Below are 14,710 nucleotides of genomic sequence, written 5' to 3' on the forward strand. Positions count from 1 at the left end.
TATGAAAATCAGAACTGGTCTCGTTCTTGTCGGTGCCGCGGCCGCTCTTGCCGCCTGCGTTTCACCGGAGCCGCGACAGAGGGCGATTGCAGTCGCCCCACCCGTTAAGAATTCTGTTGAAGGCGAATGGACGGATGCCAATGGCTTAACCTCCACCTTCACAGGTGGGCAGTTTGTAACGCGCACAAGCGACGGAACAAACACGCAGATGGCATCGGGAACTTATACGGTCGGAGCTGATCAAATTATTCAGATTAACCTTTATTCGAATGTGAAAAAGACAAGCTCTCTCGTCAATTGCGCCCTCATTAGCCCAAGCCAGCTTAATTGCACCACCGCAACAGGGTCCCAGTTCACCCTTTCCCGCCGCGGCTGAAGGGTGAGGCGATAGGCCGAAAGCACGCCATGCGGGCCGTCGCCGGTTACCTCATCCTGCTGCTCGCAATGCCGCTTGCCGCGTTGGCCGTCGTTTTGCTGGCCAACGTCTATCGCCCCCAGGGCATCGATGCCCCCGATTGCGACGGAGCGCTGCAGGTGTTGATCTTCGCCCTGCCGGTCGTGCTGATCTATGGCGTCGGTGCACTCCTTCTCTATCGAGCCGGGCGACGCTTTCATCGCCTCGTTTCCCTTCTCTGCCTGATTACAGCACTCTCCGCGGTTCCGAACATTGTCGCCGCGGTGCACGAACTCCACCGAAACAACGTCGGCGAATGCCGGGAATAGCAGCCGGCTTTTTTGTCCCGTCCCTCTTGGAAAGAGTGCCGTCTGGCCCAGCTTTCCCTTGCAGTCATATGTCGTGTCATGGAACATCGGCATGCCGGGTACCGCCCCGGCGGACTATGGAAGGGATCGGCGAGGGGGATCTTTCGCCTCAATCAGGAGAACAGGGATGACGAAGTCTTTCAGCTTCGGTCTTTTGACCGCGTCCATGCTGGCGCTGAGCGCGGGTGCCGCATTTGCGGATTACGAACTCAATATTCTTCATATCAACGATTTCCATTCCCGCATCGAATCGATCAACAAGTTCGATTCCACCTGCTCGGCCGAAGAGGAAGGCAAGAAGGAATGCTTCGGCGGTGCCGCCCGTCTGAAGACCGCGATCGACCAGCGCCGCCAGGCGCTATCGGGCAAGAATGTCCTTCTGCTGAATGCCGGCGACAATTTCCAGGGTTCGCTCTTCTACACCACCTATAAGGGCGCAGCCGAAGCCGAATTCCTGAACATGATGAAGTTCGACGCCATGACCGTCGGCAATCATGAATTCGACGACAGCGAAGACGGGCTTGCCACCTTCCTCGACAAGGTGCAATTCCCCGTCGTGACGGCGAACGTCAAGGCGACGGCTGCCTCCAAGCTCGGCGACCGCATCAAGCCGTCACTGGTGATCGATGTCGGCGGCCAGAAGATCGGCATCGTCGGCGCCGTCACCAACGATACGCCGGAATTGTCGTCGCCCGGCCCGAACGTCACGATCGGCGATGACGTCCAGTCGATTACTTCAGCGGTTCAGGATCTGAAGGGCCAGGGCGTCAACAAGATCATTGCGCTGACCCATGTCGGTTATCCCCGCGACCTCGCTTTCATCGCCAAGATTCCGGATGTCGATGTCGTCGTTGGCGGCCATTCCCACAGCCTGCTGTCCAACACCGATCCGAAGGCCGAAGGCCCATACCCGACGATGGTCGACAATCCCGGCGGCTACAAAGTGCCGGTCGTCCAGGCCGCCTCCTACAGCAAATATCTCGGTGATATCGTCGTCAATTTCGACGATAACGGCGTCGTCAAGGATGCCAAGGGCGACCCGATCCTGATCGACTCATCCTTCACGCCCGATCCGGCAGTCGTCACCCGCGTCACCGAACTCGCAAAACCGATCGAGGAATTGCGCAAAAAGGTGATCGGCTCCTCCGAAGGCCCGATCGAGGGCGATCGCAAGGTCTGCCGCGTCAAGGAATGCTCGATGGGCAATCTGGTAGCCGACGCCATGCTGGACCGTACGAAGAACCAGGGCGTCACCATCGCCGTTCAGAACGGCGGTGGCCTGCGCGCGTCGATTGATGGCGGCGACGTTACCCAGGGCGAGGTCATCACCGTCCTGCCCTTCCAGAACACGCTCGCCACGTTCGAGGCCACCGGCGCCGACATCGTCAAGGCGCTCGAAAACGGCGTCAGCCAGATTGATCAGGGCGCCGGCCGCTTTCCGCAGGTCGCCGGCCTGAAATTCTCGTTTGACCAGTCCAAGCCGGTCGGCAGCCGCGTCAGCGATGTCCAGGTCAAGGACGGCGACAACTTCGCTCCGATCGACCAAGCCAAGACCTACAAGCTCGCCACCAACAACTTCATGCGGGCTGGCGGTGACGGCTATTCGATCTTCAAGGACGGCAAGAACGCCTATGATTTCGGCCCGGATCTCGCCGACGTGACCGCCGAATATCTGGCTGCCCACTCGCCCTATAAGCCCTATACCGATGGCCGCGTTACCGAAATCGGCGCAACTGTCGCACAGGCACAGGCCGCAGCACCGGCGCCAACCAGCCAACCTGCTCCCGCCCCCGCGGCTCCGGCAACGCCGGCGCCAACCGCCGAACCTGCTCCTGCCGCGCCGTCGGCACCCGCCCCAGCCACCGCGCCGGCAGCAACGACGCCATCGACCCATGTGATCGCCGCGGGCGACACCTTCTGGGATCTCGCGGTGACCTTCTATGGCGACGGTACGCTGTGGCGGAAGCTTTCGGAAGCCAACGGCAAGCCGAACCCGCATCACCTGATGGTCGGCAAGGAGATCCAGGTTCCCGCCAAGTAAGACGATTTGTCTCGATGTCATCGGCCGGCCCGGGGGTTTCCCGGGCCGGCTTTTCTTTCTATAGGGTGAACCATGATCTCGAGGCTGCGTATGAGCCGACGAGACAATGAGTGTTGGGGCCAGAATGACAGCAGATATTTCACTCCGTCCGGCCGATCATCCGGCCGTCAAGTCAGGCAAGGTCGGCGTCCTGCTGGTCAATCTCGGCACGCCCGATGGAACCGACTACACCTCGATGCGCCGCTATCTCAGGGAGTTCCTGACCGATCGCCGCGTCATCGAATGGTCGCGCTGGAAGTGGTATCCGATCCTGTTCGGCATCGTGCTCAACAGGCGGCCGCAGAAGGTCGGCAAGGCCTACGAGCTGATCTGGAACAAGGAGAAAAACGAAAGTTTTCTCCGTACCTATACCCGCAATCAGTCGGAACTGATGGCCGAACGGCTGAAGGATGTTGATAACGTCAAGGTCGACTGGGCGATGCGCTACGGCACGCCGTCGATCGCCTCGCGCATCGAGGCGCTGAAGCAGGAGGGCTGCGATCGTATTGTGCTCTTCCCGCTTTATCCGCAATATGCGGCGGCCACGACCGCAACCGTCAACGACAAGGCCTTCCAGAAGCTGCTTTCGATGCGCTGGCAGCCGGCGCTGCGCACCGTGCCAGATTATCATGACGACGAGACTTATATCGACGCGCTCGCCCAATCCGTCGAAAAGCATCTTTCGTCGCTCGACTGGAAGCCAGACATGCTGATCGCCTCCTTCCACGGCATTCCGATGTCCTATTTCAAGCAGGGCGACCCCTATTACTGTCAGTGCCAGAAGACCGGCCGGCTGCTGCGCGAGCGCCTGGGCCTCACCCAGGAAAACTTCATGGTCACCTTCCAGTCCCGCTTCGGGCCGGAGGAATGGCTGCAACCCTATACGGACAAGACGGTGGAGAATCTCGCCCGCGACGGCGTCAAGCGCATCGCCGTCATCAATCCCGGCTTCGTCTCCGACTGTCTGGAAACGCTCGAGGAGATCGCCGAACAGGCCGCGCACTCCTTCCATGAAAACGGCGGCGAGAAGTTTGCCCACATTCCCTGCCTCAACGACAGTGAAGACGGCATGAAGGTGCTGGAAAAGGTCGTCCGACGCGAATTGCAAGGCTGGGTCTGAGAGACCTTCGCGGACCCATCATCCGACGGGTCGCCAGGATGAATCCTGCCGAGACCCCACATTCTATTTCCCTCGGAGGTGGTGCATCCGCGGGTCATTTCTTCCTCGCAAAGAACATGCTAACTCACCACATCAGTGTGTGGGCGCATGCGCCAATGGGAGGGATTTTTCATGCTGTTGGGCGGTTTCGATATCGTCGTGATCGTGCTGGTCATCTTCGTCATCCTGGTCCTATTCGCCGGGATCAAGACGGTGCCGCAGGGCTACCGCTACACGATCGAGCGCTTCGGTCGCTATACCCGCACGCTGGAGCCGGGCCTCAACCTCATCACCCCCTTCATCGAGCGCGTCGGCGCCCGGTTAAACGTGATGGAGCAGGTGCTGAACGTGCCGACCCAGGAAGTGATTACCAAGGACAATGCCTCGGTATCGGCCGATGCCGTCGCCTTCTATCAAGTGCTGAACGCTGCCCAGTCCGCCTACCAGGTCTCCAACCTCGAAAACGCCATCCTCAACCTCACCATGACCAATATCCGCTCGGTCATGGGCTCGATGGATCTCGACGAACTGCTTTCCAACCGCGATGCGATCAACGACCGGCTGCTGCGCGTCGTGGACGAGGCGGTGCAGCCCTGGGGCATCAAGGTCACCCGCGTCGAAATCAAGGACATCCAGCCGCCGCGTGACCTCGTCGATGCCATGGCCCGCCAGATGAAGGCCGAGCGTGAAAAGCGCGCCCAGGTCCTGGAAGCCGAAGGCGCGCGCAATGCCCAGATCCTGAGAGCCGAGGGCGCCAAACAATCCGCCATCCTGCAAGCCGAAGGCCAGCGCGAAGCCGCCTTCCGAAACGCCGAAGCCCGCGAGCGGCTAGCCGAGGCCGAAGCCAAGGCGACGAGGATGGTCTCCGAGGCGATTGCCGCCGGCGACGTTCAGGCGATCAACTACTTCGTCGCGCAGAAATACACCGAAGCACTCGCCTCGGTCGGTTCGGCGCCGAACTCCAAGATCGTGCTGATGCCGATGGAAGCCTCGTCTATTCTCAGCTCCCTCGGCGGTATCGGCGCCATTGCCCGCGAGGTCTTCGGCGACGCCGGCAACCCGCCGCCTCCGCCGCCGCGTCCGCGTCCCGCGCCGGTCCGCTCGACGCCGCCGATCAATCCGCCGAACCCCAATCCCTTCAACCCCGATCCGGAGCGCTGAGCCATGCTGGCGAAGATCATCGCCGAACTCGGTCCGTGGAGCTGGTGGGTTGTTGGCCTGGTTCTGCTCGCCGCGGAAATGATCGTGCCCGGCTTCTTCCTGGTGTGGATCGGCCTTGCCGCCTTGATCGTCGGCGCATTGTCGCTGCTCTTCTGGGACAGCGCCTTCTGGGTCTGGGAGTTGCAGGCAATCCTTTTTGCGCTGCTCGCCGTTGCCACGACCTTTGCCGGCCGCCGCCTGATGCTGCGCAACGCCGCCACCGACGAACCCTTCCTCAATCAGCGCGGCGCGAGCCTCGTCGGCCGTACCGCGACGCTGCACGAGCCGATCCGCGAAGGCCGCGGCCGCATCCGTCTCGACGATACGCTCTGGCAGGTGATGGGGCCTGATCTGCCGGTGGGGACGCAGGTCAAGGTCGTGGCGAGCAACGGTCGCGACCTCCGGGTCGAACCGATCTAATCAAACGGTGCTGATCAGGCGACGCCGATCCGCAGCAGGTCATGGAAATGCACCAGCCCGAGCGGCCGTCTGTCGTCGTCGATGACGATCAGCGCGCCGATGCTGTGCTGATTGAGCAGCGCGAGGGCGGCGGTCGCCAGCATCGTCGGCTTCACCGTCTTCGGCGTCTTCGTCATGATGTCGTCGACGGCAAGCTCGGCGAGATTGCGGGTCAGGTTGCGCGCCATGTCACCTTCGGTGACGATGCCGCAGAGCCGTCCCTCCTCGTCGAGCACGCCGACGCAGCCGAAATGCTTGCGCGACAGCACGGTGATCGCCTCCGGCATCGGCGTGCCCTTGGCAACGAGCGGCAACCGCTCGCCGGTATGCATGATGTCGGCGACATGCGTCAGGCTGGCGCCGAGCTTGCCGCCGGGATGGAAGACGTGGAAATCGGTGGCGGTAAAGCCGCGTGCCTCCAGAAGCGCCACTGCCAAGGCGTCGCCAAGCGCAAGCTGCATCAGCGTCGAGGTCGTCGGCGCCAGACCGTTGGGGCAGGCTTCCTGCTCATTCGGCACCAGAAGCACGATATCGGCGGCAGTGGCAAGCGAGGAGCTTTCGCCGCAGGTGAGCGCGATCAGCGGAATGGAGAAGCGCCGCGTGAAGGAAATAATGCTCTTGAGCTCGGCACTCTCGCCACCCTTGGAAATCGCCAGCACGACGTCGTCGCGCGCGATCATGCCGAGATCGCCGTGATTGGCTTCGGCCGCATGCACGAAGAAGGCGGGCGTCCCGGTCGAAGCGAAGGTCGCCGCCAGCTTTGCGCCAATATGGCCGCTCTTGCCGACGCCGGTGACGATCACCCGGCCGGAGATATCGCCGATGACTTCGATTGCGCGGGTGAACGGGCCGGCCAATCCATTGTCCAAGGCCTGTTCGAGCGCTTCAAGACCGCGTTTTTCGATGTCGATCGTGCGTTTTGCTGATTCGAGCACGCCGTTTTCGACCAGTTTTATCGCTCTTCTGTTCATGGACCTGCGTTAGACCTTTTCACTTTCCAAGTCCACCCCGGCATCTTTCCGAATTGTGAACGACGCCCGCCGACGGCAACGAATGATTAACCACGAGGCTTTACCTTTGGGTAAGAACCGAAAGCATGTCAGGCGCGAATTGCATGGGCCACCCAAATCAGACGAGCAGTGTGACGCCGCTCCGCGCCATGAGCCGTGCCGTCTCTTTTGCTGCATTCGGCTGCCTGCTTCTCGGCCAGACCCCCGCTTTCGCGCAGTCCGCCTCCCAGCAGCCGGCAAGCGCGACGAACACCCGCACCACAAACAACGCAGCCACCGGTTTCGATGAGGAAACCGATGTTTCCACCGCGCCTGCGGCAAACGGCGCGGCCGCGACTGCGGATGAAGCCCAGCAGCGGCCCGCAATAGCGGATCCGCAAACCGGCGACGACATTACCGGCTCCATCCTCGACGACGACATCCGCCGGCTGAACACCCGCGAAGCGCCGATCGACGAAACGTCGCGCCGCCGGGCTGCTGAGAGCGCCTCGACGGCGGAAACGCCGGGCATTCCGCTCGGCACTTTCGTGCTCCGTCCGAGCGTCACCCAGAGCATCAACACCGAGACCACCAAGGACGGCGACACCAGGCAGCGGCGCGCCTTCCTCGAGACCGATGCGGCAGCGACGCTGACCTCCGACTGGAGCCGCCACCAGCTGAGCGTCACCTCGGAAGGCGCCTGGCAGAAGAATATCAGCGGCGAAGGCGAGGAGCAGCCTTCCTTCAAGATCAACGGCGACCTCAGGCTGGATCTTCCTCAGGATACGGTCGCGCACCTCACCGCCGGGTATAATTTCTACCGCGAAGATACGGACGATCCCGACGCGATCGCCAATGCGACGCAGCAATCCGATGTGCAGGAATTTTCGGCCGGCGCCTCCGTCCAACGCGATTTCGGCATCCTGCGCGGTACGACGGCGCTGGCACTCACCCGCTCGATCTATTCCGACGCCACGCTTGCCAACGGCACAACCGTTGAGCTGAGCGACCGCAACCAGACGACCGGCACGCTGCGCGGCCGCGTCGGCTACGAGCTGTCGCCCGCACTCATCCCCTTCATCGAGGCGACGATCGGCCGGACGCTTTATGACGAGACGCGCGATTCCGCCGGCTACGAGCGTTCCGGCCATAGCTATGGCGCCAAAGCCGGCGTCGAGGTCGATCTCGGCGAAAAGCTGAAAGGCGAAGTCGGCGTCGGCTACGAGAGGGCGGATTTCGAAGATAACAGGCTCTCGTCGATCGACACGGCGACGCTCGATGCGAGCCTGCTCTGGTCGCCGATCCGCGGCACCGATGTCAATCTCGACCTGCAGACGAGCATCCAGCCGACGACCACGGCAGGCGAGAGCGGTTACGTCTCGCACGCGCTGACAACGACGGTCACACATCAGCTGCGCGACAATCTGGTCGGCACGATGATCGGCGGGGTGACTTGGCGCGATTATCCCAGCGACAGCACCATCAACGACGAACTCGTCTATACCGCGGCGACCGGCCTGACTTGGAACATCAACCGCTATCTCGATCTGACCAGCACGCTCGGCTACGAACTGACGACGCGCAAGGAAGGCACCGACTCGCAGCAATGGCGCGCCGGCGTCGGGCTTAAGCTGAAACGCTAAACGCCGCACATCCGGTGGGACGCGCGGCGCTCTGTCAAGTATGCGCTGAAGAGAAGCTTACCTCAGGCCGGCAAGCAAGTCCTTGAAGCCGCTTTCGACGGTCGGGCGGATATCGGCGCGCTCGAGGGCGTAGGCGACATTTGCCAGGATAAAGCCATCCTTGGCGCCGCAGTCGTAGGTCGTGCCGCGGAAGTGATAACCGGCAAAATCCTGTTCCTTCAGCAGCTTCAGCATACCGTCGGTGAGCTGGATCTCGTTGCCGGCGCCGCGCTCCTGGGTTTCGAGGATCTTGAAAATCTCCGGCTGCAGGATGTAGCGGCCGTTGATGAAGAAGTTGGAAGGCGCCGTTCCCTTGGCGGGCTTTTCCACCATGCCGGTGATCCGGAAGCCCTCGCCGATCGCCTCGCCGACGCCGACGATACCGTATTTATGCGCCTGGTCGGGCGCGCATTCCTCAACGGCGATAATATTGCCGCCGCTCTGGCCGTAAAGGTCGATCATCCCCTTCATGCAGCCCTTGTCGCCCTTCATGATCATGTCGGGCAGCAGCAGTGCGAAAGGCTCGTCACCGACGATTTCGCGGGCGCACCAGACCGCATGACCGAGGCCGAGCGGCTCCTGCTGGCGGGTGAAGCTCACCGTGCCGGCCTTCGGCAATTGCTGGGCGAGAAGGGTGATTTCCGCCTTCTTGGCGCGCTCGCGCAACGTCTGTTCCAGCTCGAAATGAATGTCGAAATAATCTTCGATGACGTGCTTGTTGCGCCCGGTGACGAAAACCAGATGTTCAATCCCGGCTTCGATCGCCTCGTCGACGACATATTGAATGATCGGCTTGTCGACGACGGTCAACATTTCCTTCGGAACAGCCTTTGTCGCCGGCAGGAATCGCGTCCCCAACCCGGCCACCGGAAATACTGCTTTACGAACTTTGTTGTGCTGAGCCACACCGGCCTCCTGCTTCGCCATATCGCTTTGGAAAATGAGCCTTTTCGCTCTACCTAGTATAGAATTGCTACTGTTTTGCAATGGTGACCGGAGCGCGCCGCCATGGTAAAGAATTTGTTGACTCCGTTCCTGTAGTCTCGGGTCTGGGCGGACATGACGCCTCTGCTGCACCGAAAACTGAAGATGACGGATACGACTGTCGATGATCCAGAATCACAAAAACTCCCTTCGTAGTCTTGCTCTCGCCCTCGTTGTCGCCGCCCAGGTAGGCCTGGTCCCCGACAGCGCGAAAGCCGATTCCCGATTCCAGAAATGGATCGCGGATTTTTACCAAACAGCCGCACAGAGTGGCATCAGTAAGGCAACCTACCAAAAGGCCTTTTCGGGGGTGAGCGAGCCCGACCCGACGGTGCTCGAAAAAGCCGCCTATCAGCCGGAATTCACCTCGAAGATCTGGGATTACATCGATTCGCGCGTCAATCCCTATACGGTCAAGATCGGCCGCGAGATGGCCGCCAAGCATGCCCGCACGCTCAAGGCGATCGAGCAGCGCTTCGGCGTCGACAAGACTATTCTGCTCGCCATCTGGTCGATGGAATCCAATTACGGAGCGATTCTCGACAAGGACGACCGGCTGCATTACGTGCCGCGCGCGCTGGCGACGTTGGCCTATGCCGACCCGAGCCGCGCCAAATTCGCCAAAAAGCAGCTGGTTGCCGCGCTGAAGATCCTGCAGAACGGCGACGTCCCGGCACGCGAGATGACCGGCTCCTGGGCGGGCGCCATGGGCCACACGCAGTTCATCCCGACGAGCTACCTGCTTTACGCGGTCGATGCCGACGGCAACGGCCATCGCGACATCTGGAATTCGGTGCCGGACGCGTTGGCGACCTCGGCCAATCTCCTGATGAAGAACGGCTGGGATACCGGCAAGACCTGGGGCTACGAAGTCGTCGTTCCCGCGGCCGCCGCCAAGCAGGTGGGCAAGACCCATACGCTCGCCCAATGGGCGGAGCTTGGTCTGAAACGACCGAATGGCAAGGCCTTCCGTGAGGGTGGCACCAAGGCCATGCTGAAAATGCCGGCCGGACCGAACGGCCCGGGCTTCCTGATGACCGCCAACTTTTTCACCATCAAGAACTACAACGCCTCGGACAGCTACGCGCTTGCCGTCGGCCTGCTGGCCGATCAGATCGCCGGTTACGGCGGCATGCAGCAGCGCTGGCCGCGCCCGGACGGCGCCCTTGATATCACCGAGAAATTCGAGCTGCAGACCCGCCTCAAGACCCTCGGCTATTACAATGGCGAGGTCGACGGCAATTTCGGCTCGGGTTCGAAGGCGGCGATATCGGCGGTGCAGGAGCGCATCGGCATGCAGCCGGACGGCGAGCCCTCCCTGCCGCTTCTGAACGCACTTCGCCGCTAGAGCAATTCCAGCGAAAGTGTGCCGCGGTTTTGCATTCGGAATTGTGTGAAAAGGAAAAGATAGAACATTTTCGTGATTCGAAGAAAAACGGAAACGTTCTATCGCCATGCCGGAAAGCAAGCCCTGATTGGAAGCGGCAGAACCGTGACCTACATGAATAGCGGGAGTGGACGCGGACCTACCCCGCGTGCAAGATGCCGGCAGATGCGGAACTGCCCATGATGAAGAAAATGGATCGACCCCCAACCCGTTGGCTGGTGCTCGCCTTGACGGCGGCTTCGCTGTGTATCGGCGCGCTTGCACCGGTGCATGTCGCCGAGGCCCAGGAGCAGCGCTACCAACGCCGGTCGATCCTCGATTTCTTCCTGGGCCGGCGCTATCTCGATGACAGTCCGCAGGTCCCTGATGCCCCGCAGCCGAGACGCCAGCAGCAGCGCAAGCGCCCGCCGGCGCAGAAGGCGGTGGTCAATACCCGCACCGCGCCGTCGGTGCGGCCGCCGGTGCAGGAAGAGCCGGTCGTGCAGAAGCTCGGCGATGCCAAGAAAATCCTGATCGTCGGCGACTTCCTCGCCAGCGGCCTCGGCGATGGCCTGACCGCCGCCTTCGAGACTTCGCCCGGCGTCGTCGTCGAAGCCCGCGGCAACGTCTCCTCAGGCCTTGTCCGCGACGATTATTACGACTGGCCGCAACAGCTGCCGAAGATGATCGACGAACTGAAGCCGGCCATCGTCGTCGTCATGATCGGCGCCAATGACCGCCAGCAGATGGTAACCGACACCGCCAAGGAAAAATTCCGCACCGACGGCTGGTTCGCCGAATATCGTCGCCGTGTCCTTGCCTTCGGCAAAGAGGTTACCGACCGGAAGATCCCGCTGCTCTGGGTCGGGCTGCCTGCCTTCGAATCCGATCAGATGACGGCCGATGCTGTTCAGATGAACCAGCTCTATCGCAACCAGGTCGAAAGCTTCGGCGGCGAATTCGTCGATATCTGGGATGGCTTCGTCGACGAAAACAGCAACTTCATCGTCACCGGTTCGGATGTGAACGGCCAGCAGGTGCGCCTGCGCACGTCCGACGGTATCAATCTCACGCAAGCCGGCCGCCGCAAACTTGCCTTCTATGTGGAAAAGCCGGCCCGCCGTATTCTCGGCACCCAGGCAAGCCCGGATCTGGTGCGGCTGGACGAAAGTGCCCTGCCCGGTCTCGGGCTTCCTACCAATCCGGTCGAACACACCGTGCCCATCAGTCTCTCCGATCCCAATCTCGACGGCGGCACCGAGCTTCTCGGCGCACGGCCGCCGCCTGTGACGCTGACGAAATCGCCGCGCGATCTTCTCGTCGAGCAGGGCGAGATGACGCCGGCGCCCGTCGGGCGCGTCGACGACTACCGCATGCCGGCGGCCAAGACGCCGGCCGAAGTCTCGGTGAAATGAGAAAGGCGGTGCGAGCATGATGCCGAAAACTGTGCGCGGTTTTCGGGCGACATCATGCTCTAACTCTTTAATTTAGAACAGGATTCAGATTTTAGGCCGACCGGGCCTAAAATCATCCTGTTCGAGCCGCCTTTATTGCCTTCACTTTGCCGCCGCCTGCGGCCAGCTCAGATAATAATAGTTCGAACCGATCAGGCCGAAGAAGGCATTGCTGTCGGTCGTCTGGTCGACATAGCTGCCGTTTTCCTTGACGAAGGCGCCATCGGAGCCACGCTCCAGATGTGCATTCAGGAAATCGCTCCAGCCGCTGACGTCGATCGCCTTGCCGGCCTTGCTTTCTGTGTCTGCCTCATCGGGATCGTCGACGTCCCAGGCAGCGACCGACACGCCTTGCGTCGGATCGGAAATGGTGAGCGTGCCTGCTTCCAGCGCCGCCAGCATATTATGAGCCTTGCCGCTCTCGCCCTCTGCGGCGGCGGCTTCCTGCAACTGCTGCTTCAGCATCGCCATGAAGGAGGCGCTGGTGATATCCGCGCGGTCACCCGTCGCATCGGTTTCTTCAGTCGTGTCGCTCTGGGATGAAAGCGTGTCGAGCAGTCCCGACAGCGCCTGGTTGGAAAGAAGCGATGCGGAGCTCGGATCGAGCCCGTAGCTGCTCAGGATACTGGCCGCCGACGAACTTTGCGTATCCTGCGAGTCGTCGTCGGAATTGCGGAGGTTCTTCAGGGCATATTGGGCCGAAACCATCCGTGTGCTGTCAAGCGCGGAAACCATTTGAAAGATCCTTGTCGATCATTCGCGGCGGTCAATATCCCCCAGTGCCGCGGCCGATGGTGAAATGCCTTGGCCGAAACGGCGGGGCACCTCCGCTCCGGTCGCCGCCGGCTCCTCCTGAGCCCGCGTCCGCCGCAAGCTTCATGTGCGGGCATTGCTCGAGGCTTGCGGGGAAGCCCGGCGCGTCAAGCGGTCGCACCGGCAACAAAGCGCCGTTCTGGACGCGACTCCATAAAAAATTCCGCCTGTGAACTGACCCACGAAAGTTGGGCAACAACCTTCGGGGGTCAGTTCACAGGCGGAGTTCGTCTCTTCCTGAGTCTGGGTGAGCCGACCGTCAGTTCGGCAACACGGTCGAGCCCATCAAAGCCTCGTCGATGGCGCGGGCAGCCTGGCGGCCTTCGCGGATCGCCCAGACCACCAGCGACTGGCCGCGGCGCACGTCGCCCGCCGTCCAGAACTTGTCGATCGAGGTCTTGTAGTCCCGGTCGTTGGCGACGACGTTGGTCGAGCCGCGCTTATCAGTATTGAGCGTCAGCTTGCCCTCGAGCTCCTTCAGCACGCTTGTCGTGAACGGGCCGCGGAAACCGATGGCGATGAAGGCGAGATCGGCTCGGATGACGAATTCCGTGCCCGCAACCGGCCGCCGGCGCTCATCGACCTCACAGCATTTGACGCCTGTCAGCACACCGTCTTCGCCGATGAATTCGAGTGTCGCCACCTGGAATTCGCGTACGGCGCCCTCGGCCTGCGAGGAGGAGGTGCGCATCTTCGTCGCCCAGAAAGGCCAGACGGCGAGCTTGTCTTCCTTCTCCGGCGGCTGCGGCCGGATGTCGAGCTGGGTGACCTTGACGGCGCCCTGGCGGAACGCCGTGCCGACACAGTCCGATGCCGTATCGCCGCCACCGACGACGACGACATGTTTGGCGCCGGCCAGGATCGGATCCGACGGCCAGCCGACGCTGTCGATGTTCTCGCGCCCGACGCGGCGGTTCTGCTGCACCAGATAGGGCATGGCATCATGCACGCCGGCAAGGTCAATGCCCGGAATGCCAGCCTCACGCGGGGTCTCGGAGCCGCCGCAATAGAGCACAGCGTCATGATCGGCGAGCAGCTGCTCGACCTTGACGTCGACGCCGACATTGACGCCGCAATGGAAGGTGACGCCCTCGCCTTTCATCTGCTCGACGCGGCGGTCAATGAAGTTCTTCTCCATCTTGAAATCGGGAATGCCGTAACGCAGCAAGCCGCCCGGCTTGGTCTCACGCTCATAGACATGCACCTCGTGGCCAGCGCGGCCGAGCTGTTGGGCCGCCGCCATGCCCGCCGGACCGGAGCCGATGACCGCGACCTTCTTGCCGGTATGGACGGTGGCCGGCTGCGGCCGGATGAAGCCGAGTTCATAGGCCTTGTCCGCAATCGCCTGCTCGACCGTCTTGATGGCAACAGGCGCATCTTCGAGATTCAGCGTGCAGGCTTCCTCGCAAGGCGCCGGGCAGACGCGGCCGGTGAACTCCGGGAAGTTGTTGGTCGAATGCAGGTTCTGGATCGCCGCTTCCCAGTTGTTGTTGTAGACGAGGTCGTTCCAGTCGGGAATCTGGTTGTGCACCGGGCAGCCGGTGGGGCCGTGGCAATAGGGGATGCCACAGTCCATGCAGCGCGCGGCCTGCTTCTGCACTTCCGGATCCGACATCGGAATCGTGAATTCGCGGAAATGGCGGATACGATCCGACGCCGGCTGGTACTTCGCCACCTGCCGGTCGATTTCCAGAAACCCTGTTACCTTACCCATCTCTTCGTCCCTTACCCTCATGACCGCCTCATCCGCGGCCAATTGTCT

At 61.8% G+C, this 14,710-nt stretch carries 13 protein-coding genes; 9 read left to right on the plus strand and 4 right to left on the minus strand.

Annotation, left to right across the window (positions count from 1 at the left end):
* The first annotated feature begins 1 nt into the window (after position 1).
* From omp10 to EFD56_RS12685, 6 genes are all read left to right on the plus strand, one after another.
* Entirely contained in the window at positions 2-376 is a 375-nt protein-coding gene (gene omp10 / locus EFD56_RS12660; RefSeq protein ID WP_126905424.1) for an outer membrane lipoprotein Omp10, read from the plus strand.
* A 29-nt stretch (positions 377-405) separates the two neighbouring features.
* Positions 406-723: a hypothetical protein gene (locus EFD56_RS12665; RefSeq protein WP_126905425.1), complete on the plus strand. Its 318-nt coding sequence runs from the start codon at positions 406-408 to the stop codon at positions 721-723.
* Between the two features lie 166 nt (positions 724-889).
* Entirely contained in the window at positions 890-2,803 is a 1,914-nt protein-coding gene (locus EFD56_RS12670) for a bifunctional metallophosphatase/5'-nucleotidase (RefSeq protein ID WP_126905426.1), read from the plus strand.
* A gap of 124 nt (positions 2,804-2,927) precedes the next feature.
* The gene (gene hemH / locus EFD56_RS12675; protein ID WP_126905427.1) at positions 2,928-3,962 is read left to right on the plus strand and encodes a ferrochelatase; all 1,035 of its coding nucleotides are present in this window, start codon (positions 2,928-2,930) and stop codon (positions 3,960-3,962) included.
* A gap of 171 nt (positions 3,963-4,133) precedes the next feature.
* Positions 4,134-5,162 (plus strand): SPFH domain-containing protein, encoded by a 1,029-nt coding sequence (locus EFD56_RS12680; RefSeq protein ID WP_012485187.1) that lies wholly within the window; start codon positions 4,134-4,136, stop codon positions 5,160-5,162.
* Positions 5,163-5,165: 3 nt separating this feature from the next.
* Positions 5,166-5,621 carry an NfeD family protein gene (locus EFD56_RS12685; RefSeq protein ID WP_010018737.1) on the plus strand — a complete coding sequence of 152 codons (456 nt, stop codon included), beginning with the start codon at positions 5,166-5,168 and terminating at the stop codon, positions 5,619-5,621.
* Positions 5,622-5,635: 14 nt separating this feature from the next.
* Here EFD56_RS12685 and EFD56_RS12690 read toward each other — a convergent pair whose 3' ends face one another.
* Positions 5,636-6,631, minus strand: coding sequence for a KpsF/GutQ family sugar-phosphate isomerase (locus EFD56_RS12690; protein ID WP_004677791.1), 996 nt, complete (start codon positions 6,629-6,631; stop codon positions 5,636-5,638).
* 143 nt (positions 6,632-6,774) lie between these two features.
* Between EFD56_RS12690 and EFD56_RS12695 the strand changes: the two genes are divergently transcribed.
* Positions 6,775-8,292, plus strand: a complete 1,518-nt coding sequence (locus EFD56_RS12695) for an outer membrane beta-barrel protein (protein ID WP_126905428.1) — start codon at positions 6,775-6,777, stop codon at positions 8,290-8,292.
* Positions 8,293-8,349: 57 nt separating this feature from the next.
* On the opposite strand, the gene galU is transcribed toward EFD56_RS12695, so the two are convergent.
* Entirely contained in the window at positions 8,350-9,237 is an 888-nt protein-coding gene (gene galU / locus EFD56_RS12700; RefSeq protein ID WP_126905429.1) for a UTP--glucose-1-phosphate uridylyltransferase GalU, read from the minus strand.
* A 202-nt stretch (positions 9,238-9,439) separates the two neighbouring features.
* Here galU and EFD56_RS12705 point away from each other — a divergent pair, with 202 nt between their 5' ends.
* A complete protein-coding gene (locus tag EFD56_RS12705; RefSeq protein WP_126905430.1) occupies positions 9,440-10,663 on the plus strand; it encodes a lytic murein transglycosylase in 1,224 nt (407 codons plus the stop codon).
* Between the two features lie 194 nt (positions 10,664-10,857).
* Positions 10,858-12,096 (plus strand): SGNH/GDSL hydrolase family protein, encoded by a 1,239-nt coding sequence (locus EFD56_RS12710; RefSeq protein WP_126905431.1) that lies wholly within the window; start codon positions 10,858-10,860, stop codon positions 12,094-12,096.
* 141 nt (positions 12,097-12,237) lie between these two features.
* On the opposite strand, the gene EFD56_RS12715 is transcribed toward EFD56_RS12710, so the two are convergent.
* Together EFD56_RS12715 and EFD56_RS12720 are read right to left on the minus strand one after the other, a co-directional pair.
* Positions 12,238-12,870 (minus strand): hypothetical protein, encoded by a 633-nt coding sequence (locus EFD56_RS12715; protein WP_037141303.1) that lies wholly within the window; start codon positions 12,868-12,870, stop codon positions 12,238-12,240.
* Between the two features lie 337 nt (positions 12,871-13,207).
* Positions 13,208-14,662 (minus strand): glutamate synthase subunit beta, encoded by a 1,455-nt coding sequence (locus tag EFD56_RS12720; protein ID WP_097541222.1) that lies wholly within the window; start codon positions 14,660-14,662, stop codon positions 13,208-13,210.
* Positions 14,663-14,710: the final 48 nt, after the last annotated feature.

It is taken from the genome of Rhizobium phaseoli (assembly GCF_003985125.1).
In the GTDB taxonomy this organism is placed as follows: domain Bacteria; phylum Pseudomonadota; class Alphaproteobacteria; order Rhizobiales; family Rhizobiaceae; genus Rhizobium; species Rhizobium phaseoli.